This window comes from Micromonospora sp. SL4-19 (assembly GCF_047921475.1).
In the GTDB taxonomy this organism is placed as follows: Bacteria; Actinomycetota; Actinomycetes; order Mycobacteriales; family Micromonosporaceae; genus Micromonospora.
Genome location: NZ_JBLROB010000009.1, coordinates 150,108 through 174,949, shown reverse-complemented (window position 1 = coordinate 174,949; position 24,842 = coordinate 150,108). Strand labels below are relative to the sequence as shown.

The following is a 24,842-nucleotide window of genomic DNA, read 5'->3' as shown; positions in this document are numbered from 1 at the left end:
TTCCGAGGCGAAAAAAGCGGACGCGGCCTTGAGGATCTCGTTGGCTCTGCGTAGCTCAGCGACCTCTTTGCGGAGCCGCCGCAGTTCCTCGGCCTCGGCGGTGGTGGGCTGGTCGAAGCGCTCACCGTGATCAGCCTGGTCCTGGCGGATCCAGTTACGCAGCGCCTCGGGATGCACACCGAGCTGCTCGGCCAGGCGCTTGATCACCGGTTTGGGGTCGGACTCCCGGTAGAGCCGCACCGCACGCTGGCGCAGCTCGTCCGGGTACTTACGAGGGGCGGGCACAGAGAACCTCCTGGTCAGGGCCTATCAGACCACGATCGAAAGTCTCCGAGCTACCGGGGGAACCTCAGTCCTGGTGGGAAGGATGCCGGGATGTTCCACCTGGCCGCGTTGTCGGCGAACCTGGCTTCCGCATGCGCGGGCCGCGCTCAACTCGTCCATGCAACGGGGCGCTGACCTGGGGCATCGCGCTGCAGCTTAAGCGAATCTTCACGATCGCCCCGATCATAGATTCGGGGCCTGGTGGGACCGTTGAGCAGAAGAAAGCAGGCAAGCAGTCGCCACCTGGAGGACGACGAAACATGCGCAGGCCTTCACCGCGGCCCTGCTCGGCGGAGCGCCGGCGACCTACGATCCGAATGCCACACCGGGCCCCGGTTCAGGGCACGCGACGCCGCGTTGGCGTCGGTGCCAGCCGGTCGGGAGCGCAAGGTCACGCTGACCGTCACCGAAGAGGTCGTCGAGGTCGCCCCTGCGGTACGCCAACGGGCCTGCGCCTACAACGGCACGGTGCCCGGCCCGACGTTGCGCGGCAAGGTCGGCGACACGTTCATCGTCACGCTGATGAACAAGGGCACCACCGGGCACTCGATCGACTTCCACGCCTCACAGGTCGCCTCGACCACGCAGATGCGTCCCATCAAGCCGGGCGAGCAGTTGACCTACACCTTCACCGCCGAACGCGCCGGGCGTTCATGCGAGGTCGGGGGATCCGGTGCGCTCACGACTTGGAGAAGCCGAGTGCTCGGTATCCGGGCATGCGGCGTTGAAGTGAGGCGGCGAGGATGGGGGTGGCCGGGTCGTGGTAGTCGTGGACCTCGGCGGCGTCCTTGCCGAGTGCCGTCCGGATCACGCGTCCGGCGCACTGGATGAGCAGCCCGTCGTAGGAGATCGGGCCGGCGAGGAAGAGGGTGTCGAGCGCTGGGGCGTCGAAGCCTTCGCCGATGAACGGTGTGGTGCCGATGACGAGGAGGCCGTCACCGGCCTTGGCTTCGCCGAGTCGGTCGACGGCGGTTCGCCGGTCGGTGGCGCTCATCGCTCCTTGGAGTACGAGCGCCTGGTGTCCGCGCGCCGCGAGCATCGCGGTGAGGGCGTCGACGTGGGCGATCCGCCGGGTGAGGACGAGACAGTTGCGTCCGCGCGCGAGGGCTGCGGCGACGTCGTCGGCGATCTGGGTGTTGCGCGTCTGGTCGAGGGCCAGGCAACGGTGGATCTCGGCGAGTGCGCCCGGTTCGTTCAGGTCCACGTCGCCGGCACGAAACGTGGTGTCGTGGACGTGCAGCAGTCGTCGTGGTCCGGCATCAACCGCCATCGCGGCCGCGATGGTGCCCTGTTCCTCGTCGGTGATGGTGTGCCGGATGGGGCCGAGCTGCCAGGTGACGAGTTGGCCGAGCCCGTCACGCCGGGCGGGTGTGGCGGTGAGCCCGAGCCAGAACTGCGCGGCGATCCGTTTGACCGAGTGCTCGTAAGCGGCGGCAGCGAGGTGGTGGCACTCGTCGATGATGACGTGCCCGTACCCCTGGGTGAGTGTGGTGATGTCGTCGCGTCTGGCCAGGGAGGGCAGCAGTGCGATGTCCACTGTGCCGGTGAGCTTGCGTCGGCCGCCGCCGAGTTGGCCGGCCCGGATGCCGAGGAACTGTTCGATGCGGGTTCGCCACTGGTCGGCGAGGGCTTTGCGGTCGACGAGGACCAGGGTGGAGGTGCCGCGCTCGGCGATCACGGCGCACGCCATGACGGTCTTGCCGGAGCCAGGTGGGGCGACGAGCACCCCGTCGTCGTGGGCGAGAAGCGCACCGACTGCGGTGCTCTGCTTGTCGGTGAGCTCGGCGGTGAACGCCGTATCGATCTCGTTTCCGGAGTTCCGTGCGTCGGTGACGGACAGCCGAGACCCGGCGTGTTCGACGATGGCGGCGATGGTGTGGCGCAGGCCGCGCGGTAGTACCAGACGGTCGTCGAGGGTGAGGTCGTAGCCGCGGATGAATCGTGGGGTGTCCCAGGTGGACTTGCGCAGCCGCTGCAGTTCGTAGAACTTCGGGTTGGCCATGGCGGCGGCGTGCTTGAACGTCGCCAGCGCGGCCGGGGTGAGTTGCGCGGCGTCGAGGCTCAGCCCGGCACCGGCTTCCGCGTGCACCACCGGGGGCAGCGCGGGATGTACCCGGGTCGCGGCGGACCGGCTCATCGTGGCGATGTCGGCGCCGGTGGTGGCACGCTTCGCCTGCCGGGCGACGCGTTCGGCGTCCGCAGGGCTGAGCCGGTCCAGCGTCGACAGGAAGGCCCACTGGTCGGCGTACGGTTCGAGCGTGCCGAGGTCGAGGAACGTGGTCAGTCCGTCCTTGCGGCGTCGGCCCTGCAGCGGCGCGGCGATGAGGTTGCCGAAGCCGCCCTCGGGTAGGACGTCCTGGTTGGGGAACAGTCGGTCGTACGACCGTAGGTCCATCGACCCGCGTAGCACCATCGCCTCGTGCAGCAGGGCGGTTCCGACGGCCCGCGCTGTCGTCGCCGGGACCACACCGGCGAAGAAGATCCACACGTGGGCACCGCGACCGGACTGGGAGATCTCCAATGCCGCCGGCACAGCACTGGCCCGCGCCGCCTTGATGTAGGCCAGGGCGTCGAGCATCGCCGTCGGGCCGTCGAAGTCCGCCACCACGAAGTGGCAGGTGTTGCCAGGCAGCAGCGGGTACAGCCCCAGGAACACGTCGCCGACGAGATGAGCGGCGACGACCTCCCCCGTACGGGGCAGGTAAGTAGCGCCGCGCCGGTCCATGCCCTTACGCCACCCGCCGGCGACGGCCGGCATCCACCCGGCAGCACCGGTGCGGGTGTTCTCCCACCGCACGGCGTACACGTCGACGCGGGCCCGGAACCGGTCGGCGAACAGCGCCAGCTTGTCCGCCACCGGTGAGGCCATCGTCACCAAACCCGGCGCAGCGACCGGCGCGGACAGCTGCTCCGGCGCAGGAGCCGTGTCCTGACCACGCAGTTCGAGCACCCGTGACAGCCGGGCGTTCTCCGCCCGTAACCGCTTCACCTCGCGGCGAAGACCTTCGAACTCGTCTACCGAATCCACCGGACCATCCTCGGGTACCGGGCTTCGAGCATCCCGGAACGGGTTCGCTATCCTGCGCCGATGGCATCGAAGCGGAATGCGGCGCTCGAGGCGATGATCGAAGAGGCCACCGTCGACGCGTACAACGACGACGAACAGCTCACCGGCCTGTTCACCATGCTCGAAGAGCATCTGGCGGTGCCGTTTACCACCACCGTCCTCGGCATGGAGGTAGTCGTGCAGAAGGTCGACCTCACCGTCGACAGCATCGGCGCGGTCTGCGCCCGGGGCCGCCACCGGCAGAAGATCGACCTGCTCGACCTGCCGCTGCCCACACCTGCACCGGACGGCGCCGACTGGATCGACGCCTACCGGCACTGGGCCGGGCGGTAGTCACAGTGAGCGAGTACCAGTACTACGAGTTCACCGCCGTCGACCGGCCCCTCACCAGCCGGGAGCAGGGCGAGTTGCGTGCGTTGTCCACCCGGGCCGACATCACCGCCACCAGCTTCGTCAACACCTACCAGTGGGGCGACTTCAAAGGTGACCCGCGCAGGCTGATGGAGCGATACTTCGACGCGCACCTGTACCTGGCGAACTGGGGCACCCGCCAGCTCATGCTGCGGTTGCCGAAGCACGTGGTCGACCCCGCCACCGTCGCCGGCTATTGCGTGGGTGACAGTGCGTCCGCCTGGACCGCCGGCAGGCACGTCATCGTTCACCTGTATCGGGAGGACGAGGACGGCACCGATGAGTGGGACCTCGACGGTCATGGCCTGCTCGCCTCGATCATCCCGGTCCGGGCCGGCCTCGCCGCCGGGGACCTGCGCTTGCTGTACCTGGGCTGGCTGCGCTGTGCGCAGTCCCTGGAGCTCACCGACGAGGAGCCCGAGCCGCCGGTCCCGGCCGGGCTGGACACGCTTGACGCCTCGCTCACCGCGGTCGCCGAGTTCCTGTGCATCGACCCTGATCTGATCGCGGCCGCGGCGGCCGCTTCGGCGCAGCCTGCCGTCGAGCCGACCGCCGCGCAACTGCGCTCGTGGGTCACCAGACTCCCGGTCCGGGAGAAGGACGCCATCCTCGCCGACCTGGTCAGCGGCGGCGACGGTCACCTGCGGGGCCGGCTGCTGCGCCGGTACCGCGACGAACACCTCCCGGACACGTCCACCACGACCGCCCCACGCACCGCAGGCGAATTACTCGCCACCGCCGCACACCTCCGCGCCGAACGGGAACGCCAGGTCGCCGAGCAGCGTGAGCGAGACCGAATCCGCCAGGAACGGTCCGCGGCGGCCGCCCGGCAACGGCACCTCGACGCCCTCGCAGTCGATCAGCCCGCCGCGTGGCAGCGGGTCAACGAACTCATCGCCACGAAGAAACCCCGCGACTACGACACGGGCGTTCAACTCCTTGTCGACCTGCGCGACCTCAGCGAACGCGACGGCAACACCACGAGATTCCGGCAGCGGCTGGCCGAACTACGGGCGGTGCACGCACGTAAGCCCAGCCTGATCGAACGCCTCGACCTGGCAGGACTCGATGCCTGACACTCTCCGGTCGACCGCCGCACAGGCCGAGGTCAACCTTCACGCCGTCCTGCACCTCGTGGCAGCCGGTCGGTTACGGTGCAGCGAAACGACCCGTCGACCCGCCGCCGCGACCGTCGCCGCCGTCGCCGGGGTGCTCGACGGCGGGGACTTCTACCCCGCCGAGCCGATCGCGGCGTTCGCGTGGCCGCTGCTGCTGCAGGCCGGCGGACTGGCCGAACTCGCCGGCGGCCGACTCCAGCTCACCGATCGCGGACGCGCCGCCCTCGGTAAACCGGCCGCCGCGACGCTCCGGCGGCTCTGGCGGTCCTGGGTCACCACCCCCTTGCTCGACGAGTTCAACCGGATCGACCGGATCAAGGGCCAGCGGGCCGCGAACGTCCTAACGTCGGTCAAGACCCGCCGCAAGGCCGTGGCCATCGCCCTCGCCGCCTGCCGATGCAACGAGTGGATCGTCGTCGATGAGCTGTTCGCCGCCATGCGCCGCCGCCGGGAGACCTCCCCGACCGTCGCCCGTAGCGAACGTGGGCTGTGGAAGCTGTACCTTGTCGACCCCCAGTACGGCAGCCTCGGCTACAGCGGATTCGCGGACTGGCCGATCCTCGAGGGCCGGTACACCCTCGCCGTGCTGTTCGAGTACGCCGCGACCCTCGGCCTCATCGACATCGAGTACACCGACCCGGTCGGCGCCCGCACCGACTACCACGGCAACTGGGGTGCCGACGACCTCGACTACCTCAGCCGCTACGACGGCCTGCGCGCCATCCGACTCAACCCGCTCGGCGCCTACGCACTCGGGCTGACCGGCGACTACCAGCCACCCGCCAGCACCATGGAGCCGGAGCGGACCCTGAAGGTCCTGCCAACCCTGGACATCGTGACCGTCGGCGACCCCACCGCCACCGACCGGCTCGTCCTCGACGCCCACGCCGAACGCACCAGCGACCGGGTCTGGACGGTACGCGCCGACACGCTGCTCGCCGCAGCCGAAACCGGACGGCCGCTCGGCCAGTTCGTCACCTTTCTGGCGGATCGTGCAATGCACGACCTGCCGGCAGCGCTCGCCGTCCTCGTTGACGACGTGACCACCCGGGCGACGAGGATCAGCGACCGCGGCCTCGTCCGCCTCGTCGAATGCGCCGATGCGCCCCTCGCGACCCTCGTCGCCCGCGACCCGAAACTGCGCACCCTGTGCACCCTCGTCGGCGACCGCCACCTCGCCGTACCCGTCGAACACGAAACACAGTTCCGCCGCGCACTGCGCGCCCTCGGATACACCACCACCCCTGCAGGATGAACCAGGCCGCGACAGCTCAACAACCACTTCCTCGCAGGGCAGACCGCGTCGGCTGGGGACTCGAGCATGCCGATTCAGTAGTCCGGATCGGAGTCCAGATCACGGGCGATCTTCGCGCCCGTGGACGGATCGAACAGACCTCACCCGTCGTGCGATACGACCATCAGGATGTCGGCGCCGCTCGCCGGAACTGCTGCGGAGCCGACGCCAGCAGTCCGCCCACAGATACGTGTATGGCGTAGACAGGGCAGGCCATGTAGCAGGTGCAGGCATGACCAACGCACCGGGGAACCGGTCGCGTAGCTGCTGCTAATACTCACTCATGGGTAATGCTTCGTGACCGGCTCGTCGTCGTGGGTGGCGAGGATCGGGTGAAGCCGTCGAAGGAAATCTGTTCGACGTATGCCGCGCGTACGGTGGCGGCCAGTTCCTCGACGGCTGGCCCCAACCGCCTTCCCCGGCAACGTCCGCGCCGTATAGCTGGCCGAGGGGCAGGTCGACGACGCTGTTGCTGTAGTCGCCCGGATGACGATCTCCTCGAACCATCCGGGCGACCCAGCGTTCACCGGCCCGGCCGGTCAGGCACAGTTCGGCCAAGTGCCGGAAGGCATCGGCCGCGGCGGCCAGGTCGGTGGTCGGCAGGGCGATGCCGATCTCGGCCAGCGCGGCCGGCAGGAGGTCGCGAACGGCATGTGGGTCCCGGCCGCTGAGTCCGGCCAGTTCTCGCAGGGTCTGGCTGTCGTGGCCGTCGACCAGCCAGGCGGCGGCGTACCACGGAACGGTATCCACGGAGCGAGCATCCGCGCCGACGAGCGGATCCCATCTGAGGATCACCCTGCCTACACCGAGCGTCGGCACCGCTGGCTGCGGACCCGCCGGTCGTGCGGACGAACGGGTCCTACATGGAGTGGACTCAATGAAGTGATCTCAGCAAGGTTCGGCGGCCGAGTGGGGATGACACGGGCGTAACGTCCATACCAGACGGTGTTGGATATGCGGCGTGGAGCCATCGATAGACAGGTTCTTGCGACAGAATCCAGTCTTCGAGAGGGCTCCACGTGATCGCCTATTCTGCCAGGCTCGACGTGCCCAGGGAACTCGTACAGCACGTGGCGCGGCTGCTTCGTGCCGAGCGTCGGACGGTGGGCACCCGACCGGGAACCCGTGCGCTGACGTGCTTCTACCAGTCGATCCTGGTGTTGGTGTGGTTCCGCAAGGGCGAGGACAAGACCACCCTCGGGGCGGGGTTCGGGGTCTCGCGGGCTACGGCCTACCGGTACGTTGCCGAGGCCGTGCGGGTCCTGGCGGCGCAGACACCCACCCTGCACGATGCGCTGCGCCGGGTCGCCGCCGACGGCTGGTCGCACGTGATCCTCGACGGGAAGCTGTTCGACACCGACCGCCTTGCCGAGACCACCGTGAGCGTGAAAGGCGACACGATCGACGCGTGGTACTCCGGGAAACACCGCGACTTCGGGGCGAACATTCAGGCGGTGATGCGCCCCGACGGGCTCCCGATCTGGACCTCGGATGCGATGCCCGGGCATCTGCATGACCTGACCTGCGCCCAGCGTTTGAACGTCACCGGCGCCCTCTACTGGGCGGCCTCCGAACTGCGGCTGCCGACCCTGGCCGACTCAGGCTACGAAGGCGCTGGCCAGGGCATCCACGCTCCATACAAGCAGCCCGCCGACGGCCGCCGGCTCGCCGTCGACAACCGGACCTACAACACCGTCCTTCGATCCATGCGGTGCCTCGGAGAACGCGGCTTCGCGATCCTCGTCGGCCGCTGGCGGACCCTGCGTCACAGCACAGCCAGCCCACGCCACGTCGGCGACATCGTCCGCGCCGCTCTCCACCTCACCCACTTCGAATACCGATACCTACCGGAATCTTGTTGAGATCACGTCAATGTGGCAGAACCCGACCCACATTCCAGCAACTCATGGACCTATTGTGACCGTTTTGGCGGTGCGTCGACGGGGGTTACAGCTCGGCAAATAGCCCGGTCAACCGGCACGCGGTCAGCCGGGCGGAAAGGGATCAGGCACGCCAAGCCGACACTTACCGACACGGCCGAACCCTGCCAGCCGGCGACGCCGTCCACGTGCATTCCCAGTTCTACGGTCGTCGACCTCAACGCACAATTCGCACAACGTCGAGCCGGCCCCGACTACGAGGCGGATCTCGTCGCTTGGCGCGCGACCCACCGCGTGCGGCCTGTCCGACTACGCCTGCCGTGCGGTGTGCATGCCCGATCGGTCGCCGGATCGCATGGACTGTCATCCGCCGGTGTTCGGTCGGGTGAGTCCCTGGTCGTAGGCGAATATGACGGCCTGTACGCGGTCGCGGGCACCTATCTTGGCGAGGACCCTGCCGACGTGGGTCTTCACGGTGGACTCCGACAGCACGAGCCGCTCGGCGATCTCCCGGTTGGTCCAGCCGCTTCCGATCGCCACCAGGATCTCGCGTTCCCGGTCGGTGAGGCTGGCCAGCCGCGGGTCGGTGCGGCCCGGCTGCGAGGGGCTGGCGGCGAGCTGGCCGGCGAAGCGGTCCAGCAGTCGGCGGGTCAGCGCGGGCGCGATGACGGCGTCGCCGTCCGCGACCGCCCGGATGCCAGCCAGCAGCTCCTCGGGGCGCGCGTCCTTGAGCAGGAAGCCGCTGGCCCCGGCGCGCAGGGCGGCGTGCGCGTACTCGTCCAAGTCGAAAGTGGTCAGCACGAGCACCCGGGACCGGTCGCCGGCCGCGACGATGCGTCGGGTGGCCTCGATGCCGTCCATGCCGGGCATGCGTACGTCCATGAGAATCACGTCGGGGTGCAGTTGCTCGGCGCGGCGCACCGCCTCGGTACCGTTGCCGGCTTCTCCGACGACGTCCGTTTCCTCGTTGCTCTCCAGCAACATGCGGAAACCCAGCCGTTGCAGGGGCTGGTCGTCGACGATAAGCACAGTGATCATTTCCGGCCTTCGAGTGTGGCGAGCGGGGTCAGGTCGAGGATCGCCCGCACCGTCCAGCCTCCGCCGGGGCGCGGGCCGGCCTCGACGGTTCCGGCGTACAGGGCGGCTCGCTCGCGCATGCCGGCGAGTCCGTGCCCGGGTTTCGCGGGCGGCGGTGGCGGTCGGTCGGGCAGCTGGGGGCCGGTGTCGTGCACGGTGATCTGCAGCCGCCCGTCGGTGGCGGTGAGGCCGACGTCGAGGGCGGTGTGCGGCCCCGCGTACCGCAGCGCGTTGGTGAGCGCCTCCTGCACGATGCGGTACGCGGTGAGCTGTACCCCGGGGTCGAGGGCGTCGACGTTGCCGGCGGTGCGGTAGACGACGTCCGGTCCGGCCACCCGGATGCGCTCACACAGGGCGTTGATCTCGGCGACGCCGGGCTGCGGGTGGAGCTCGGCGGCCTCGGTCTCGTCGCGCAGGACGCCGAGCACCCGGCGCAGTTCGGCGAGGGCCTGCCGGCTGGTGTCGCCGATGAGTTCGAGCGCCTCCCGGCCGCGTTGCGGGTTGCCGCCGACCGCGTACGCGCCGCCGTCGGCCAGTGAGATGATCACCGACAGGCTGTGGCCGACGATGTCGTGCATCTCGCGAGCCACCCGGCCGCGTTCGGTGGCTGCGGCGAGCAGGCTGCGCTGGTCGCGCTCGATCTCCAGACGCAGCGCCCGGTCACGCAGCGCGGCCAGCTGTGCCCGGCGGATGCGGATGGCGACACCCAGGGCGGCGGCCGCGGTAGCGGCGCTGTAGAGAAAGAACAGCGCGTCCCACGGCGCCACGACGGCGGAGGCCCGCCACGCGACCAGGGCCATCGCCGCAGCGACGGTCAGCCCGGCCCAGAACAGCCGGGCCGGATGGACCCGCAGCACAAGGCTGTAGATGGCGATGAGCAGCGCGACGTCGGCGCGGAGCAGCACGCCGAGGGACCATTGCAGGACAAACACCGCGGCGATGGCGTAGAACGCGGCAGTTGGTGCCCGCCTGCGCCAGAACAGCGGCAGGACGAGGCCGAGCTGCAGGGCGACTGCGGCTGCCAGGGGCGGATGGTGCAGCGCCCGCGGCTCGTCGGTGCGGACGAGGTCGGGAATGCAGAACACCAGCAGTACCGCGGCGACCACCGCCGCGTCGAACAGCCATGGCCGCCTGGCATCGAACCGCCGCAGCCGCTGGCCAAGGCCGGCGAGCCGGTCGACCAGCGGATGGGCGGCGAGATGGTCGGTGTCTTCAGGGCTCATTGTCACCAACGCCTGCGATGGTCATGCGTCCTTGCGTACCAGGCGGTAGGCGCCGCCGGCCAGCGCCAGGACCGTCCAGCCCAGCAAGACCAGCGCGCCGGTTCGCGCGGACAACATGCCCGTGCTGTGGTGCAGCGCGTACAGCGCCTCGCCGGCGTTGCTCGGCAGGTACGGCCCGATGTTGTCCTGCCAGGAGGCCGGCAGCAGCGACAGCAGCCCGGGCACCAGCAGCAGCGTGGCGACGAGCACCGAGATGGCCCCGGGCACCGAGCGCATCAGCATCCCGAGCGCGGTCCCGATCACCCCGACGAGGCTCAGATAGAGGCCGGCGCCGAGCAGCGACCGGGCGACGCCGCTGTCCGACAGGGACATGTGGGCCGGGGTGCCGTTCACGACGGCGTTGACGATCAGGAACCCGCCGAACGCGCCGGCGACACCGACGACGAAGGCGACCACGCCGTACACGGCGGCCTTGGACCACAGCACCGGCAGCCGGCGCGGCACCGCGGCCAGCGTCGAGCGGATCATGCCCGTGGAGTACTCACCCGCGGCGACCAGCACGCCGAGCACGCCGAGCGCCAACTGGCCGAACCGTACGCCGAACAGCGCCAGGGTCACCGCGCTCGCGTTGACGAACTCCCCCGAGCCCGTCCGGGTGCCGCCAGAGGTGGTCAGCGACTTGTACCGCACTGCCGCGATGGTGCCGAACACCAGCAGGCCGGCCAGCCCGAGGGCGAGCGTGATCCAGGTGGAGCGCAGGGTCCACAGCTTCGCCCACTCCGAGCGGAGCACCCGCCGCCCAGTGACCTTGTACGCGGGCCGCGACGCGGGCCCGGCGCCGGCTCCCCCGGTGCGAACCTCCGTAACAGTGCTCATGCCGTCACCCCGCTCGTCACGGCGCCGTGGTACTCCACGGCGTCCCTCGTCAGATCCATGAACGCCTCCTCCAGCGATACGTGCTTCGGGGTGAGCTCGAACAGGGCGATGCCGTGCTCGGCGGCCACGAGCCCGATCTGCCGTGCCGACAGGCCGCTGACCTGCAGCTGCTCGGAGCCGGCCCGCCCGGTGATCTCGACGCCCGGGCCGGCCAGTGCGGCCCGCAGCCGGGCCGGGTCCGCGGTGGCCACGGTGACGGTGTCGCCGCCGGCCTGGCGCACCAGGTCCTGCACGGTGGTGTCGGCGAGCAGCCGCCCGCGCCCGACGACGATGAGGTGCTCGGCGACGAGCGCCACCTCGGCCATCAGGTGCGACGACACGAACACTGTGCGGCCCTCGGCCGCGAGCCCGGCGAGCAGGTTGCGTATCCACAGCACGCCCTCGGGGTCGAGGCCGTTGACGGGCTCGTCGAGCATCACCGTGGCCGGGTCGCCGAGCAGCGCGGCGGCGATGCCGAGCCGCTGCCCCATGCCCAGCGAAAACGACCCGGCACGCTTGCGCGCCACGGACTGCAACCCGGTCAGCTCGATCATCTCGTCGACCCGCCGCCGCGGGATACCGTGCGTGTGGGAGACGACCATCAGGTGGTCGAATGCGGTGCGGCCCGGGTGGATCGACCGCGCCTCCAGCAGCGCTCCGACCTCCTGCAGCGGCGCCCTGTGGCGCGCGTACCGCCGGCCGTTGACGGTCGCCGACCCGCTGGTCGGAGCGTCCAGCCCGATGATCAAGCGCATGGTGGTGGACTTCCCCGCACCGTTCGGCCCGAGGAACCCGGTCACCATGCCGGGCTTCACCTCGAAGTCGAGGCGGTCGACCGCCGTCTTCTCGCCGTACCGCTTCGTCAGCTGCCGTGCCTCGATCATCGACCATCCCTCGCCTCGACTCCGCCGCCTTTCCGGCGTCCCGCCAACGACGCTAGAGACCGAACGCCCTCCGGCAGCGGTACCACGGCATGATCTCCCGGTTCCGGCGTAGTACCGCGGTACCCATCCCGGCAGCCAACAGCGTCGCGCAAGGTACGGCGGGTAGCGGCCGTGACCTGGCCGCAGAGCGGCCGATCGACTGCGGCGATCCGCGCGCTACGCCCAGTAACAGCGAGCGGGACGGTCGGTGCCCAGACCTACCGAATGCTGCATATGGCTCTGCCCACGGCGGAAGGTCTTGAATTCGGAGGCGACGGTCGGAGAGGCTCAGGGCGTGCCTGAGCTGATGAACATCACGGTCGGTGACCTACACTTCTCACTGCGGGTATGGCAAGCCGTCGACAAGGGTAAAGCGCCTATCGTGCTGCTCCACGCCACCGGAAAGACCGCACGCGACTGGGACGTGATCGCCTCGGGCCTTTGTGTTGAGCGGACCGTCTACGCCGTCGACCTGCGGGGCCACGGCGCCAGCGACTGGCCCGGCACGTACCGCCTGAAGCTGTTCGCGCAAGACGTCATCGGCATCCTGGACCAGCTGGACATCGGCGCGGTGGACCTGGTCGGTCATTCCCTCGGCGGTCTGGTGGCCTGTACGGTGGCCGCCGAACGGCAGGGACACGTCCGCAAACTCGTGCTAGAGGACATCGGTTTCCCGCACCCACGCCCGCCAGAACTGCCCGACCGTCCCGCAGGGGATCTGCCCTTCGACTGGCACGTCGTGGAGCAGGTCCGGCCCGAGATCGACGATCCGGATCCAGGATGGGCCGACATCGTCGCCCGGATCACGGCACCCACGCTGCTCATCAGTGGCGGAGCAGCGAGCCCGGTCCCCCAGAAGCACGTCGCCGAACTCGCCGATCGTTTGGCCGACGCCCGGCTGACGGCGATCGAGGCCGGCCACCTGGTGCACGAGACCCTGCCCGACGAGTACCTCGGGACCCTGATCGCATTCCTTACCGAGTGATCGACGCCCATCCGCCATTGCCACGATCCGATCGCTACGGCGCCACGTTCGGGCAGGTCATCGGCCTCGTCCGAGCCCGGGCGATCCTCCGCGCCATGCACGCGTATCACGACCGGGTCCAAACTCAAGATCATCGGTCGGCGGCTTGTCGTCCATCTCCGCCATCGCGAGCTCGGTGCGTTCGGCGCGGATCCGTGCATCGCGCCGTTCGCGTCGTTCCGCGACTTCGTCGCTCGGCTGACGTGGGCGCCCGTGTCCGTTGCGGCTCATAGCGAGTGAGACTCGCATCTCGGGGACAGTTCTTCAAGAGCCACTGCTCGGCACGCCTCGCCACTCAAGGCGCCGGGCCCGGCGACCAGTCGACGCCGCGTTTGCCTGCTCGCCGATGCCAGTGCAGCCAAGGGTCGATGGCGCCCGAGCGGGCGGCGAGTGACCCGCCGCCCGCTCGCTGTCGGGTGGACCTCGCTACCCGACGGGTGAGCCCGTGACCAACGCATCGACACCGAGGAAGTCCCCCCACGATCTGCCGGACCGGTTCGTGGTGCCGGCGGGTCGCGTGCACGTACACGGGCCCCGGAAACGACGAAGGCCGCCGTGCTGGATTCTTCCAGCTCAGCGGCCTGTTGCGTTGGTTCTCAAGATCGTGTCCGAGGGGGGGATTCGTACACGAATTTGCGGCACCCATGCTCAGCATGGGTGCTCAGGCCGTAATCCTATAGCAGTCAGCGGGCACTGTGGAGAATTAGCCGACGGTCGGAGTGGGCAGGACTCCGGATTACTCATTTCATGACGAAGCTGAATGGCTGCCACGTAAGCTTCCCCCGGATTGATGGAGCGGCGGTTACCTGCCGCCGCTTGGTGCAGGGGGTGGCGATAGCTGGCTCAGCCAGGTCGTTCTGGCGGGTGTGCCAGGCGGTCTTGTACTCGTCGGGACTACTTCTGCAGGTCGGACAAGAGCAGCTTCCAGTCGACCACGCGAAGACTCTAGCCGCCGCGTACGAGGCACTGCCCTCCGTTAAGTTAAGAAGTTGTCAGTAGCGACTACAGGAGGTTGTGCTTACGGGCGAAGTCCGGGAACTCCGCTCCGGAGCAGGGCAGACGAGCACCGGTTGCTCTCAGTGCCTCAATGAGGTTCCCCGAAGCCGTCAGGGTTTGCTTGCCGTCCCGGCAGGCCCCCGCGAGAAGCCAGATGGTGCCGTGGACGCGGGCGTCGTGGGCACGGGCGACCTGCGTCGCGTTCCTGTCGTCCGTGATGGCCACGCCTCCCCGCAGTTCGGCGGCCGCGAGGACGGACGCTTCCCCGAGGTCGCGCTCACCCGAGCCGAGCCGCGCGGCCCATTTGGTGAAGCACCGCACCTCATCGAGCGTGTCCAGTTGGGCAGTGGCCAGCCAGTCCGCCTCGCAAGCGACGGCCAGTTCGCGATGATCCTCAGATCCCGCCCGCAACTCCTCCCGAACCACCTGAGTCGTCCAACAATCGGCATCGAGCAGCAGATCCTGCAAGACGTCTAGCCGGTCAGCGAGAGTGAAGTGGCTGAGAACCATCGTGTCGAGCACAAGGACGGAGGTGGCTTGCGCCGACCGGCTCACGGCGCGATCTCCAGGTCGTCGTCCTGCGGTAGATCCGCCTCGGCGATGTGGCCATGCATCAACTCCAGAGCCCTGGCCCGGGTGATTCGCCTGTTCCGCAACGCTTCCATCACGGCCTGTGCGTAGGCGGGCGATACCCGTACCGACGCAAGGTCGGGCTGCGGCGCCCAGCCCAACGCCTCCATGAACTCCACGTGTGTAGGCCGAACCTGGCTCCAGGACCTACGCGTCTCCGGGTCGATGGCCCCTGCCTGCTCAGCCTGCCGCAACGCCAGCAACCAAGAGGTACGGTATCGAGCCGCATAGCTCACGATCTGATCCCGGCTCACCGTCCCACGGGCTCCCGCTGCGGCAATCGCTTGCACGGGCAGCAGCAGTTCCGCGGCGAAGGCATCAATCACCGCCTCCCGTTCTGCACGCGAGGCACTCACGCCGAGGTCGGCGGAATACTCATCACCAATGATGAGATGCCCCAACTCATGCGCAGCGGTAGCCCGACGGCGGCCAGGATCGCCCGTGGTGCTCACGACAGCAACCGCGATGTCGCCCTCGATGAGCGATGCGCCGTCGCCTGGCAGGTCGGTGACCAGAACCCACTGACCTGCGCGCTCACAGACGTCCATGATGCTGCCGATCGGTTCATCGCCGAGCCCGAACCGCTGTCGCAACCACCGGGCTGTCTGACGCGCATCATCCTCGGATGCCACCGGATGCGGGTAGCGCAGCAAAGGACGGGCACGCAACACGCCAATGTCCAGCAACTGCTGAACATTGCGCAGCCACTCAACCATCGCGATTTCGAGGCGTTCCGATGACCGTGCTGCCTCAGTGTCCGTTTCCTCGGTCAGCGGCGCCGCCCGTCGGGACAACACCGCTGGCGGCGGCTGAATCAAGTACTCCATCGACACCTTCAGCGCCCTGGAAAGCCGAGCCAGCTCCAAGCCGTCCAAACGGCGGCTGCCAGCCTCAACCTTGGCCAGCATGGTTCGGTCTAACCCCACCATCGCCGCGAGATCCTGCTGCGAGATCCCCAACGACAAGCGGGCTTGCCGTACCTGCTCACCGACAAGGGGCCAGTCCCAGCCATCAGCCATGGTGCGATAATCGCACACTCAGCGCCGGAATGGGTCAACACACGGAAGATCAGGGTTTCGCGCATCCAAGTCTGGGGTCGGTGACGAAGACACCCTTGCCCTGCTGACGCCGGATGACACCGCCGGGCCGTCGCGCGTCGAGCGCGGCTTGGGCGGCCAACATCCAAAGCCGCGGGCCGAGCCGGCGAAGCTCGTCGTCCGGCTGCACGAGTACGGGCCAGCAGGCGCTCGACCTACACGTCCTCGTTCCCAGCGCCCACGTGAGCGCGAACGCATCGACTGCCGCACACCTGCGGGGAGCTTCCTCGCCGCCACAGCAAAAATCCCCGCCCAACGGGACGGGGATCACGCAAAACACGAAAACCATCACGCTTCGTGTGGAAATAACGTGTCCGAGGGGGGACTTGAACCCCCACGAAGCAGCCCGCTGAGCTGGGCAAATTCTATCGCTCCTGCTCAGCGTGTGTCTACTCGTGTTCCATTGTGGCCGCTTGTGGCCCTCTGTTCCCGGCGATGTTCCCGGCGGGAACATCGTTGATCTCGTCCAAGCGAAGGGGGCCGGCCCAGCGGACCGGCCCCCAGCTGTAGGGCTACGGTCGCTCAGCGACCCCGTGCACCGTGTCGGCCGCGTCGACCGGCACCTCTTCCCACATCCAGTGGCCGCCCATCACCACGTACCGGCCGTGCTCGTCCGGCTCGATGCGCAGGTCCTCCGCGCCGAGCGCCTGGCGCTCGACCACGATCACGTCGTCTTCCCAGCGCATCGGCGGCACGTCCTGGTCCAGGTACCGCTCCAGCTTCTCGCCGGTCAGCCCGGAGTGCGCGAGCAGCACCCGGTTGTGCCGCCGGGCCATCTCCTGGTCGGTCACCACCGCGTCAGCGACGTCGCGGGTGCAGGACCACACCGCCCAGCCGTTCCACCGCTTGATCAGGGTGCCCGCGTACGCGGACTCGAAGCGCCGGCCGCCGTCGTACGGGTACTCCAGCCACTCGCCGGAGAAGTACCCGGGTTCGTCGGGCTGGAGGTGCGGGTTGAGGTCGAGCGGCACACTCGCCTCCGGTCGGTCAAGAGTCAGTTCCACGTGAACTCCTTCGTCGTCAGAACAAGGTCGCTACCGGCGTTTCGCGCCGCCGGTCCAGCTCGCGTACTTCGTTGCCGGTCTGGTCTCCCCACCACGCGCCGAACATGCGCCGGTGGCACCAGTTGTCCGGCGGCGGCACGTTCAGGTCGCAGAAGCAGAGCAGGACCAGGCGGTCACTGCCGGCCGCGTCCGCGATCTCCGCCAGCTGCTCGGAGATAAGGTCCACCCCGGCGGCCTCCAGCCGCTCCAGGTAGATGTGCCGGTACGGCCCCTCCTGCATCCGCAGCATCGCGTAGCTGGGTGCGAGGAGCCGGGCGAACCCGGCCACGTCGTACGGCAACTGGAACCGGGGCTTCCCCACGGTCGTCCGGACCGGCGCCCCCTGGTCGGGCCTGAACCGCTGGTAGCGGTTCGTGAACAGCTGCAACTCAACCTCCATGTTGAGGCTCTTCGTGGTCGTCGTAGAGCTTCCCGATCAACGGGACCAGCTCGTCCAGGTGAGCGCCCAGCGCGTCCAGCGCGGACGCGACCACCGACGGCGGACCGTGGACGGTCAGCAGCTCCAGCCACTCGATTGGCTCGCCGTTCCCGGCGTCGGTTCGCTGGCTGTCCGGCAGCGGCGGCAGCGGCATCTTCGCCGTCGCCTCCACCATCGGCACGTAGATCCCGCCCTCGTGCCTCAGGATCACGCTCACGCTGCTCCTCCCATCGCTAGTAGCCGCTTGCGGTGGCACTTCGGTCCGACCCGCTCGGCGCGGGCCCGTGGCGTCCGCAGGGGACGTCCGCAGTCCTCGCACTCCACGGGCTCCTCGTCGGGGCTGGCCGCCACCTGGTCGGTCATCGGCTACCTCCCTCCTCGCAGCCGGGCGGCGATCCCCCGGCACCATCTGCGGTCGACCCCGAGTCGTTCGGCCACCTCGTCGGCGCTGTAGCCGTCGACGAGGTACCTCGTGGCCAGGGTCGCCACCCGGTCGTCGACCGGCGGGGCGTCCGCCGGCGGCCGGGTCACCATCGGCCGGCCCCGGCGCGGCGGCGGCTCGGCCCCCGTCTCGCGCCGGGTGGCGCGGGCCCGGGCCAACGCCCGGTCCCGCGCCGTCTGCGGCCCGTCGGCCACTACGCCGCTGCCTTGGCCCGGTGCTGGCCCTCCGGCGGGGACGGCATGGGCACCACCGCGACGACCTTCTGCCGCTCGGCCATCCACTGCCCGCCGACCCGGGCCAGCCGCTCGACCAGCTCGTCACGCAGCTTCGCCGCGCCCTCGACGTACTTCTCCAGGTCGTGCAGGACCCGGCGGGCCAGCGGGTCGCCGGCCTCGGCCTCCGCCTTCGCCCGAGGGAGCAGGTACCGGTGATGGGCGGCCAGCTCCATGTCGGCGACGTCGCAGGCGAACGCGATCCCGCGCACCTCGGCGCCCTTGTGGATTGCGTCGACCACGGCGTGCGCCAGGTCCCGGGCGTCGCGCTCGTCGAGGCGCAGCCCGATGTCCTTCCCGGCCGCGAGGAGCACGGCGGCCGCCGTCTCCCGCACCGCCAGGTAGCCCGGCAGGGCCGCCTTCACCTGGCGGGCTTGCTCCTCGTGCTGGGTGTTCCGGCTCATCCGACCTCGTTCCTCACCGTTCGGTGGCCGCAGTCGAGCATTGCGGCCGTACAGCTTGCGGGCACACTCGTCCCCTCTCCGTTCGGTTGCTCCGGCAGCTTCGCTGCCCTGACTTCCGCGACGAGCGCCGGACCGGCGTGGGTGTCGAACACCGCGCATCGGGCGACCCGGAAGGCCGCCGGTCCGAGCGGGACCGCGTTCAGCATCCGCGCCTGCCGGTACAGCTCGGCCTGCGCTCGCCGCATCGACTGCCGCAGGCGGTCCGGCCCAGACGGCAGCGGCCACGCCCACAGGACCGTGACCACTCGCCTTGCACCGATCGCCTCCAACAGCCGAGGATTGTACATAAACATTGTATCTAGCAGAGCATGCACGGTCAAACTGCGACCGTACAGCCTGCGGACACGACGACGTCGCCTCACAGGTTCAGGGCCCGCCGCTGGTCGTCGGAGAGCACCGCGCGGGCCTCGTCCACCAACGGCCCGCCATCGCAGGCCAGGCACAGCACCACCGGGTCCCGGTCGCCCCGACGCGCGCGGATCCGGCTGCGCCGGCAGATCCCGCACGACGGCAGGTCGATCGGCCCGACGACCGGCATCAGGACGCTCCACGCGAACAGCCGTCCACGCCCGGAGCATACGCATTCCCACTGCGCCCGCACAGGGATCGCCGGGACGCGGGACGGCCCGCGGGTCAGCCTGCGGGACGTCCACTCTCACCAGCCGCTCAGCTCAGTGCTGGCACACCGGGCAGAACCCGGCCTCGTCGACCGCGCTGGCGTGGCCCTCCCACGTGCAGTTCGGGTCCACCTTGATCGGCCCCGTCGACGTCACGTCGACGACCTCGGCCGGCACCTGCACCACGGCCTGCGGGTCCAGCTCCACCGTCACCGACGCCGCCAGGGCCTGCGCCTTGCGCAGCTTCGCCGACACCTTCCCCGCCGCCGTCCGCAGGTGGTCGACCCGCTGCCGGTACGCCGCCACACCGCCGTCGGCGCCGGCCAGGACCTTCGCCAGCTCCTCCGCGTCCATCGCCGCCAGCTCGGCCAGGATCTCGCCGGCCGCCGCCAGGCGGTCGATCTTGCTCGTCACCTTCTTCCGCTTGGCGACCACCTCCGCCTGCTTCTCCTCGCTGTGCTCTTCCTCGTCGATCTGGAAGAACCCGGCCTGCTCCTCAGCCAACTTGCACGCCTTCGCGAACTCCTCGGCGTCCCGCGCCGACCTGAACTCACCCCGCGCCCACTTCACCAGGAACCGCCGCTGCTGGTCGGCCGACAACCGGCACACATACCAGGCGACGCCCACCTGCAGCTGCCCCTTGGCGACGAGCTGCTTGGCGTCGTCGATCAGCCCGAGCAGGTCGATCCGCCACCCGATGTACGGCTGGCTCTTGCCGAACAGCTCGGCGATCCGCTCCGTCTCCCAGCCGGCCTGGGCAAGGCGCTGGTAGGCGGCAGCCTCCTCCATCGCCGTCATGTCCTGCCGGTTGACGTTCTCGGCCACCTGCGCGATGAACGCCGTCTCGTCGTCCATCTCCCACACCATCGCGTGCAGCTCCTCGATGCCGCCCTGCTGGGCAGCCCGCCAGCGCCGCTCGCCGACGACCAGGCGGTACTGGCCCGCCCTCGCCGTCTTGCGCACGGCGACCGGCTGGAGCTGCCCGAGCTTCTGCATTGACGCCGCCAGCTCGGCCAGCTCCTCCTCGGTGAACTGCTTGCGCGGCTGGTCCGGGTCCGCCTCGATCTTGGCGACCGGGATGGTCCGAACCACCGGCCCCTTGTTGCCCTTCGCCGGTCGCTTCGCGGTCGCAGTCGCAGTCATCGCTTCCTCCACAGTGAACGTGCACAGTACGCGCGGTGCGTACACATTCATTGTAGGCGAAAGTCGATCTTGGCGTCAATAAACTATGCATGCCGGACCGTGGAGCACATCACGCAACCGCGTTGGTCAGAGAGGAGAGGAATGTCGGCACCAAGGGACCGGCCGCCACGTAGACCATGCTGCGGCGCACCGCCCGGCGGACAATGCCGGACAGTTCGACCGGAGAGGACGGCCGCAGCACCTCCGCGACCCGCTCCGCCTGTTCGTCGCTCAGGTCGGCGTCGTCCACCCGCCCCGAAGCCAGCTCGGCCTCAATCCTGTCCGCCAACATCTGGATCTCGATCGTGCGCTTGCGATGCAACGTGCAGCTCCCCGTCCGTCTCGATGCGCCAGCCATCCCACTGTGACCCCACAAGGTAGGCGGCTTATGCAGGACCAAAGAAAGATCGAACAGGGGGGATCATATGGGCGAGAGCACGGCGTGCAACAGGGCAACTGTCCTCAGTGAAAGGAGAATCCCGCAATCTGGTTACGTTGCCCGGCTCTGCACCGATAGTCCGATATGGAGCAGTGTCACCCCACTACTTCCACACGAACTCAAGCCGGTCGACGTCCAGCTGCGCCGCGCCGGCCCGGGTCGCCGGCTTCACGATGATCCGATCCAGGACGAGCGCCAGCAACTCGCGGCGCCGCTCCAGCGGCGCGTCGACCCACCACTCGGACAGGCCCTCCGGCGTCGTCGCCGGCAGCGCCTGCAACCGCGCCGCCTGGGCGATGCGCTCGCGGACCTGCTTCTGCTCTCGCTTCGCCTCGGCCTCGATCGCCGTCAGCGTCACCAGGCTGATCTCCCGCCGCGCGTACGCCTGCCCCGCCTCAGCCAGCCGGTCCTCGATCGCCCGGAGCACCTGCTCCATCGTCGCCGCGCCGTCCTTCGCCGAGCCGACCGCGCGCTCCAGGCGCGCCCGAATCTTCGGCGACGCCAGCCGCGCCAGGGCCCGGGCGGCGACCTCCTCCTCCAGGCTCTCCGCCGCGATCCGGATGCGCCCGCACCCGTAGCTGGGGCTGCCGGCCCGGCACACGTACCCGCGCTTGCCGCTGTTGCTCGGCTGCGTGTACAGCGGCTTCCCGTCGATGTGCGTGCCCGACCCACTCTCGTCGGGCAGCGGGTACCCGCACACCAGGAACCCGCCGGACAGCAGGTACTTCCGCTGGTTCGTCGCGTGCGGCTGCTTCCGCTCCGGGGCGTCCAGCAGATCCAGCAGCCTCCGGTGCGTGTCCCGGTCGATGATCGCCGGCCACGGGGCGTCGCCGACAACCTCGCCGTGGTACGTCCGCAGGCCCGCCAGCCGCGGGTTACGCAGCAGCCGCGACAGCGACTGCTGGGTCCAGGGCCGCCCGGCGGACGTCGCGACCTCGCGCGCCCGCAGGCCCGCGACGACAGACCGCATACTGTCCCCGTCGAGGACCCGCTTCACGACCTCACGGATCACCGTCGCCTCGGCGTCGATGATCTGGCGTCCCGTCTCGTCGTACCCGTAGCACCGCACCGTCTGACCCCCACACGAAAGGCCGGCCTGAACTCGACCGGCCTATAAGCTAGCAGTGCCCCATAGCACCGTGCTACGTACAGGTGCGTAGGAGTTACCGACGCGTGATTGTCGCGTTCCGGACACCGTACCCCCCCACCCCGTCCGCGCAACCCCGGCACGCAAGAGCCCGGCACCCCCTGAGCATGGGTGCCGGGCTCTTTTGCCCGGTGCGGGCCCGGTCAGATTGCGCTGTCCCCCGACGGCTCCCCTGACCGGCCCCGCGCTCCGAACGACTCCCTCGGATGGGGCCGGTCACATTCAACCACTGCGGCCGGACGGCTCGCCACTACAGCGAAACCCAGCGGTCCCCGTCGCGGTACTGGATCTCGACGCAGCCGTAGTTCGGCGTGCCGAAGTCGTGCAGCGGCCCGAAGTCCTCGTCGCCGCCCGGCTCGCCCGCCGTCCAGATCAGCCCCTCGTACACCACGCCGCGCTCGTCCGGGTCGACGTCCTTCCCGTCCTCGATCGCGCCGTGGTCGATGTCGCCCTCGTCGAGCAGCCGGAACCGGCGGCCCTCCGTCCGGGCCCGCTCGATCATCTCGTCGTCGGCCTGCCGGGGACCGGCCGACCCCACCTCCGACTCCGACGTGCCGTGCAGCTCGTGGTCCCGATCCCGGATAATCACCCAGGCGTACGGGTTCCCCGGGAACTGCGCCGCCCGCTCGGCCGCGATCATCGCCATCGACACCATCTGTCTCTCCTCCTCTACTCGGCCCCGGCGCCGACCGGCACCCGGGCGTCCTGCTGGTCGGTTTCGCCGGCGACGTCGCCGCCGGCCTCCTGCTCGGCCTGGAGCTCGCGCCGGGCCTCCTTGATCCGGTTCCGGCCCCACCGCTCGCTCCGCTTGAAGCGGTCGCCGAGCGCCTTGCCGGTCAGCGGCTCGCTGGCCGCCACGGAATCTCGCCACGCCTTCCGCGCCGCCGCGTTCTCGTCGGCGCCGTCCGGCGGCACGAGGTCCGGGTCCGGCACCGGCTGCCGGGCCGGCCACGGCTCCGGCGGCACCACCACGTCCAGCGGCGGCAGCGGCACCCGCGCCGACTGCGGCACCGGCACGGGGTCCGGCTCCGGCTCGGGGTCCGGTTCCGGCTGCGGCACGGCGGCCGGCGGCACCGGCTCGGGCTGCGGCACGGCCACCGGCACCGGAGGCGGCGGCACCGGGGGCGCGGCGACCGCAGCCAGGAACGCCTCCTGCTCGGCGGCACGGGCCAGAGCGGCGGCACGCTCGGCCGCGATCGCCGCGTGCCGCAGCTGCGACAGCACCACCAGCCCGATCGACGCCACGACCACCAGGCCGTCGACGGACAGCGGCAGCGTGTTCGCAGTCAGGTCGTCCTCGCCGTACTCCAAGGCCAGGCCCCGCATGTGCCGGTAGCTGGCCAGGGCGGCGACCCCGGCGACGATGATCGTGCCGAGGACCTGCGCCGCCTTCAACAGCCGGTGCCGCGGTGCCGGCACCCGCGTCATCACCTCCGAGCACAGCAGCAGCGCCAGCGGCGCCCAGCCGGCGACCGCCTTCGCCCCGGCTCCGGCACCGGCGTGCGCGATGTTCGCCGCCAGCGATGCCGCGATGCCGGCACCGAACGCCAGCCACACCGACACCCACGCGCTCTTGCTCGGCCGCTCCGGCACGTCGACCTTCTCCACGTGAACCACACCGGCCTACCCGGCGGCCTCGGCGGCACGGCCGCCGGTCGGCAGTGCCGGCACGTCCGGCACCGTCTTGCTCTCCATCGGTTTCCCTCCAACAGGTCGAGGCCGCCCGGGGTCCCGGGCGGCTCTCCTCGGTCGTCACAGGCGGGTCAGCGTCTCCCCCACCAGCTCGCCGCGCTCGGCCACCGCCGCCTCGTGCTCGTGCAGGTGGTTGGCGCACAGCAGCCGCACCTGCCGCCACGGGTCCAGCTCCAGGCCCTCCTCTGGGTCGAACAGGCAGAGCCCGCCGTCCCCGCACTTCTCGCCGTCGTGCTCGATCACCAGGCGGGCGACGGCCGGCTCGGTGCACGGCCCGCCGTCCTCCTCGGGCACGAACTCGGCGTTGAAGGTCGGGATCACCAGGCGCTCGGCGCAGGTCAGGTCGCTCATGTCTCTCTCCTCAGGTCAGGGTCGGGTCAGGTCGGGGCGGGCACGGAGAAGGCGGGCGCGCTCGAGGCGCGCCCGCCGGCTCGGTCAGCGGTAGCGGTTGAGGGTCACCGTGTACTCACGGCCGTCGGTCAGGCGGATCACGATGCCGTTGTCCCGCGTCATGAAGCCCGCGTCGGCCAGCGTCTGGACCTCGCGGACCTCCACCGGCTCGCTGTCGCGCTCGTCGCGCAGCGGCTCGTCGCCGATCGTCTCGGCGGCCTCCTCCGGCGCCAGCTCCTCGGCGGCGGCCAGCAGGGCGCGCTCCAGGATCTCCTCGTAGCTCAGCATCGTGCTCCTCCTAAGTGCAGGATGGGGACAGAACGTACAACTTCATTGTAGGCAGACAGCACTCCTTGCGTACAGGTTTTATGTATGCTCTGGGCCGTGTAGCGAGTCACACGGGCCGCGACTCGGGCCGCTCCCCCAGCCGCCGCGCGTCCAACTCGGCCGCCGCCTCCAGCAGCCACGCCGGCGGGCCCGGCCGCCGGCCCGCGGGGCGCGGCAGCGCCCGGCCGCCCGGCGCGGTCCGCTCCCGCCCGCAGCCCCGGCAGCTGGTCGTCAGCCACACCAGGCCACCGCCCTCGGTCGCCGAGCCGTCGAGCAGCCCGGCGCAGGAGTCGCACACCCCGACCGGGCCGGCCTCGGCGGCGGCGGCGAACGCCTCGACGTCGACCAGGCCGTCACGCACCAGCCGCGCGTCGATCGCCACCGCCCACCTCCCCGGCTCCGATGTGGC

29 protein-coding genes and 1 pseudogene are annotated in these 24,842 nt (G+C 69.9%); 6 read left to right on the top strand and 24 right to left on the bottom strand.

The features are described 5' to 3' along the window. The coding region (locus ACNAVT_RS15350) for a transposase (protein WP_416296784.1) at positions 1-285 on the bottom strand (285 nt) is incomplete at its 3' end. A gap of 240 nt (positions 286-525) precedes the next feature. On the opposite strand from ACNAVT_RS15350, the pseudogene ACNAVT_RS15345 reads away from it, so the two are divergent. Then, positions 526-909, top strand: a pseudogene (locus tag ACNAVT_RS15345) (multicopper oxidase domain-containing protein); the annotation flags it as partial. 94 nt (positions 910-1,003) lie between these two features. On the opposite strand, the gene ACNAVT_RS15340 reads toward ACNAVT_RS15345, so the two are convergent. Then, positions 1,004-3,352 carry a TOTE conflict system archaeo-eukaryotic primase domain-containing protein gene (locus ACNAVT_RS15340; protein ID WP_416296782.1) on the bottom strand — a complete coding sequence of 783 codons (2,349 nt, stop codon included), beginning with the start codon at positions 3,350-3,352 and terminating at the stop codon, positions 1,004-1,006. Positions 3,353-3,412: 60 nt separating this feature from the next. Between ACNAVT_RS15340 and ACNAVT_RS15335 the strand changes: the two genes are divergently transcribed. From ACNAVT_RS15335 to ACNAVT_RS15325, 3 genes are read left to right on the top strand one after another with little or no spacing between them, the layout of a single operon-like run. Then, positions 3,413-3,724 carry a hypothetical protein gene (locus ACNAVT_RS15335; protein WP_416296780.1) on the top strand — a complete coding sequence of 104 codons (312 nt, stop codon included), beginning with the start codon at positions 3,413-3,415 and terminating at the stop codon, positions 3,722-3,724. Positions 3,725-3,729: 5 nt separating this feature from the next. Next, on the top strand, positions 3,730-4,878 hold the full coding sequence (locus tag ACNAVT_RS15330) for a hypothetical protein (protein ID WP_416296778.1): 1,149 nt from the start codon (positions 3,730-3,732) through the stop codon (positions 4,876-4,878). Beyond that, positions 4,871-6,175, top strand: coding sequence for a hypothetical protein (locus ACNAVT_RS15325; protein ID WP_416296776.1), 1,305 nt, complete (start codon positions 4,871-4,873; stop codon positions 6,173-6,175). The genes ACNAVT_RS15330 and ACNAVT_RS15325 overlap by 8 nt, the downstream gene beginning before the upstream one ends. 309 nt (positions 6,176-6,484) lie before the next feature. Here ACNAVT_RS15325 and ACNAVT_RS15320 read toward each other — a convergent pair whose 3' ends face one another. Continuing rightward, positions 6,485-6,964, bottom strand: coding sequence for a hypothetical protein (locus ACNAVT_RS15320; protein WP_416296773.1), 480 nt, complete (start codon positions 6,962-6,964; stop codon positions 6,485-6,487). Between the two features lie 353 nt (positions 6,965-7,317). Here ACNAVT_RS15320 and ACNAVT_RS15315 point away from each other — a divergent pair, with 353 nt between their 5' ends. Next, positions 7,318-8,076, top strand: a complete 759-nt coding sequence (locus ACNAVT_RS15315; RefSeq protein WP_416296772.1) for a transposase family protein — start codon at positions 7,318-7,320, stop codon at positions 8,074-8,076. Between the two features lie 381 nt (positions 8,077-8,457). Here the strand turns inward: ACNAVT_RS15315 and ACNAVT_RS15310 are convergent, their stop codons facing one another. From ACNAVT_RS15310 to ACNAVT_RS15295, 4 genes are read right to left on the bottom strand one after another with little or no spacing between them, the layout of a single operon-like run. Next, a complete protein-coding gene (locus ACNAVT_RS15310) occupies positions 8,458-9,132 on the bottom strand; it encodes a response regulator (RefSeq protein WP_416296770.1) in 675 nt (224 codons plus the stop codon). Further along, a complete protein-coding gene (locus tag ACNAVT_RS15305) occupies positions 9,129-10,394 on the bottom strand; it encodes a sensor histidine kinase (protein WP_416296768.1) in 1,266 nt (421 codons plus the stop codon). The genes ACNAVT_RS15310 and ACNAVT_RS15305 overlap by 4 nt, the downstream gene beginning before the upstream one ends. Before the next feature lie 21 nt (positions 10,395-10,415). Beyond that, positions 10,416-11,270: an ABC transporter permease subunit gene (locus ACNAVT_RS15300; RefSeq protein WP_416296766.1), complete on the bottom strand. Its 855-nt coding sequence runs from the start codon at positions 11,268-11,270 to the stop codon at positions 10,416-10,418. Then, the gene (locus ACNAVT_RS15295) at positions 11,267-12,193 is read right to left on the bottom strand and encodes an ABC transporter ATP-binding protein (protein WP_416296764.1); all 927 of its coding nucleotides are present in this window, start codon (positions 12,191-12,193) and stop codon (positions 11,267-11,269) included. Before ACNAVT_RS15295 ends, ACNAVT_RS15300 begins: the two co-directional genes overlap by 4 nt. Positions 12,194-12,527: 334 nt before the next feature. Between ACNAVT_RS15295 and ACNAVT_RS15290 the strand changes: the two genes are divergently transcribed. Further along, on the top strand, positions 12,528-13,217 hold the full coding sequence (locus ACNAVT_RS15290; protein WP_416296762.1) for an alpha/beta fold hydrolase: 690 nt from the start codon (positions 12,528-12,530) through the stop codon (positions 13,215-13,217). A 1,041-nt stretch (positions 13,218-14,258) separates the two neighbouring features. Here the strand turns inward: ACNAVT_RS15290 and ACNAVT_RS15285 are convergent. From ACNAVT_RS15285 to ACNAVT_RS15205, 17 genes are all read right to left on the bottom strand, one after another. Continuing rightward, on the bottom strand, positions 14,259-14,807 hold the full coding sequence (locus ACNAVT_RS15285) for a hypothetical protein (protein ID WP_416296760.1): 549 nt from the start codon (positions 14,805-14,807) through the stop codon (positions 14,259-14,261). Further along, positions 14,804-15,901, bottom strand: a complete 1,098-nt coding sequence (locus ACNAVT_RS15280; protein WP_416296758.1) for a helix-turn-helix domain-containing protein — start codon at positions 15,899-15,901, stop codon at positions 14,804-14,806. The genes ACNAVT_RS15285 and ACNAVT_RS15280 overlap by 4 nt, the downstream gene beginning before the upstream one ends. Positions 15,902-16,491: 590 nt before the next feature. Beyond that, complete coding sequence (locus tag ACNAVT_RS15275) at positions 16,492-16,983, bottom strand: hypothetical protein (protein ID WP_416296757.1); 492 nt, start codon at positions 16,981-16,983, stop codon at positions 16,492-16,494. Positions 16,984-16,999: 16 nt separating this feature from the next. Next, positions 17,000-17,422: a hypothetical protein gene (locus ACNAVT_RS15270; RefSeq protein ID WP_416296754.1), complete on the bottom strand. Its 423-nt coding sequence runs from the start codon at positions 17,420-17,422 to the stop codon at positions 17,000-17,002. Beyond that, the gene (locus ACNAVT_RS15265) at positions 17,412-17,678 is read right to left on the bottom strand and encodes a hypothetical protein (RefSeq protein WP_416296752.1); all 267 of its coding nucleotides are present in this window, start codon (positions 17,676-17,678) and stop codon (positions 17,412-17,414) included. Before ACNAVT_RS15265 ends, ACNAVT_RS15270 begins: the two co-directional genes overlap by 11 nt. Beyond that, the gene (locus ACNAVT_RS15260) at positions 17,675-17,824 is read right to left on the bottom strand and encodes a DUF6011 domain-containing protein (protein ID WP_416296750.1); all 150 of its coding nucleotides are present in this window, start codon (positions 17,822-17,824) and stop codon (positions 17,675-17,677) included. Before ACNAVT_RS15260 ends, ACNAVT_RS15265 begins: the two co-directional genes overlap by 4 nt. A gap of 3 nt (positions 17,825-17,827) precedes the next feature. Beyond that, positions 17,828-18,097: a hypothetical protein gene (locus tag ACNAVT_RS15255; protein ID WP_416296748.1), complete on the bottom strand. Its 270-nt coding sequence runs from the start codon at positions 18,095-18,097 to the stop codon at positions 17,828-17,830. Continuing rightward, a complete protein-coding gene (locus ACNAVT_RS15250; RefSeq protein WP_416296747.1) occupies positions 18,097-18,579 on the bottom strand; it encodes a hypothetical protein in 483 nt (160 codons plus the stop codon). The genes ACNAVT_RS15255 and ACNAVT_RS15250 overlap by 1 nt, the downstream gene beginning before the upstream one ends. A 418-nt stretch (positions 18,580-18,997) precedes the next feature. Continuing rightward, positions 18,998-19,177: a hypothetical protein gene (locus ACNAVT_RS15245; protein ID WP_416296745.1), complete on the bottom strand. Its 180-nt coding sequence runs from the start codon at positions 19,175-19,177 to the stop codon at positions 18,998-19,000. A 133-nt stretch (positions 19,178-19,310) separates the two neighbouring features. Further along, entirely contained in the window at positions 19,311-20,399 is a 1,089-nt protein-coding gene (locus tag ACNAVT_RS15240; RefSeq protein WP_416296743.1) for a ParB/RepB/Spo0J family partition protein, read from the bottom strand. A gap of 109 nt (positions 20,400-20,508) precedes the next feature. Further along, positions 20,509-20,760, bottom strand: a complete 252-nt coding sequence (locus tag ACNAVT_RS15235) for a hypothetical protein (protein ID WP_416296741.1) — start codon at positions 20,758-20,760, stop codon at positions 20,509-20,511. Between the two features lie 220 nt (positions 20,761-20,980). After that, a complete protein-coding gene (locus tag ACNAVT_RS15230) occupies positions 20,981-21,946 on the bottom strand; it encodes a recombinase family protein (protein WP_416296739.1) in 966 nt (321 codons plus the stop codon). A 328-nt stretch (positions 21,947-22,274) separates the two neighbouring features. Further along, a complete protein-coding gene (locus tag ACNAVT_RS15225) occupies positions 22,275-22,679 on the bottom strand; it encodes a hypothetical protein (protein ID WP_416296737.1) in 405 nt (134 codons plus the stop codon). A gap of 14 nt (positions 22,680-22,693) precedes the next feature. Then, positions 22,694-23,632 (bottom strand): DUF2637 domain-containing protein, encoded by a 939-nt coding sequence (locus ACNAVT_RS15220; protein ID WP_416296735.1) that lies wholly within the window; start codon positions 23,630-23,632, stop codon positions 22,694-22,696. A gap of 144 nt (positions 23,633-23,776) precedes the next feature. Further along, positions 23,777-24,067 (bottom strand): hypothetical protein, encoded by a 291-nt coding sequence (locus ACNAVT_RS15215; RefSeq protein ID WP_416296733.1) that lies wholly within the window; start codon positions 24,065-24,067, stop codon positions 23,777-23,779. Between the two features lie 84 nt (positions 24,068-24,151). After that, on the bottom strand, positions 24,152-24,394 hold the full coding sequence (locus tag ACNAVT_RS15210) for a hypothetical protein (protein WP_416296732.1): 243 nt from the start codon (positions 24,392-24,394) through the stop codon (positions 24,152-24,154). A 106-nt stretch (positions 24,395-24,500) separates the two neighbouring features. Continuing rightward, positions 24,501-24,815: a hypothetical protein gene (locus tag ACNAVT_RS15205; protein WP_416296730.1), complete on the bottom strand. Its 315-nt coding sequence runs from the start codon at positions 24,813-24,815 to the stop codon at positions 24,501-24,503. Positions 24,816-24,842: the final 27 nt, after the last annotated feature.

Coding starts and splice junctions, on each gene's coding strand:
- ACNAVT_RS15325 (WP_416296776.1), top strand. CDS start 4,871: ATGCCTGACACTCTCCGGTCGACCGCCGCACAGGCCGAGGTCAACCTT.
- ACNAVT_RS15270 (WP_416296754.1), bottom strand. CDS start 17,422: ATGGAGGTTGAGTTGCAGCTGTTCACGAACCGCTACCAGCGGTTCAGG.
- ACNAVT_RS15260 (WP_416296750.1), bottom strand. CDS start 17,824: ATGACCGACCAGGTGGCGGCCAGCCCCGACGAGGAGCCCGTGGAGTGC.
- ACNAVT_RS15250 (WP_416296747.1), bottom strand. CDS start 18,579: ATGAGCCGGAACACCCAGCACGAGGAGCAAGCCCGCCAGGTGAAGGCG.
- ACNAVT_RS15305 (WP_416296768.1), bottom strand. CDS start 10,394: ATGAGCCCTGAAGACACCGACCATCTCGCCGCCCATCCGCTGGTCGAC.
- ACNAVT_RS15240 (WP_416296743.1), bottom strand. CDS start 20,399: ATGACTGCGACTGCGACCGCGAAGCGACCGGCGAAGGGCAACAAGGGG.
- ACNAVT_RS15225 (WP_416296737.1), bottom strand. CDS start 22,679: ATGGTGTCGATGGCGATGATCGCGGCCGAGCGGGCGGCGCAGTTCCCG.
- ACNAVT_RS15310 (WP_416296770.1), bottom strand. CDS start 9,132: ATGATCACTGTGCTTATCGTCGACGACCAGCCCCTGCAACGGCTGGGT.
- ACNAVT_RS15280 (WP_416296758.1), bottom strand. CDS start 15,901: ATGGCTGATGGCTGGGACTGGCCCCTTGTCGGTGAGCAGGTACGGCAA.
- ACNAVT_RS15335 (WP_416296780.1), top strand. CDS start 3,413: ATGGCATCGAAGCGGAATGCGGCGCTCGAGGCGATGATCGAAGAGGCC.
- ACNAVT_RS15295 (WP_416296764.1), bottom strand. CDS start 12,193: ATGATCGAGGCACGGCAGCTGACGAAGCGGTACGGCGAGAAGACGGCG.
- ACNAVT_RS15300 (WP_416296766.1), bottom strand. CDS start 11,270: ATGAGCACTGTTACGGAGGTTCGCACCGGGGGAGCCGGCGCCGGGCCC.
- ACNAVT_RS15215 (WP_416296733.1), bottom strand. CDS start 24,067: ATGAGCGACCTGACCTGCGCCGAGCGCCTGGTGATCCCGACCTTCAAC.
- ACNAVT_RS15210 (WP_416296732.1), bottom strand. CDS start 24,394: ATGCTGAGCTACGAGGAGATCCTGGAGCGCGCCCTGCTGGCCGCCGCC.
- ACNAVT_RS15245 (WP_416296745.1), bottom strand. CDS start 19,177: ATGCCGGTCGTCGGGCCGATCGACCTGCCGTCGTGCGGGATCTGCCGG.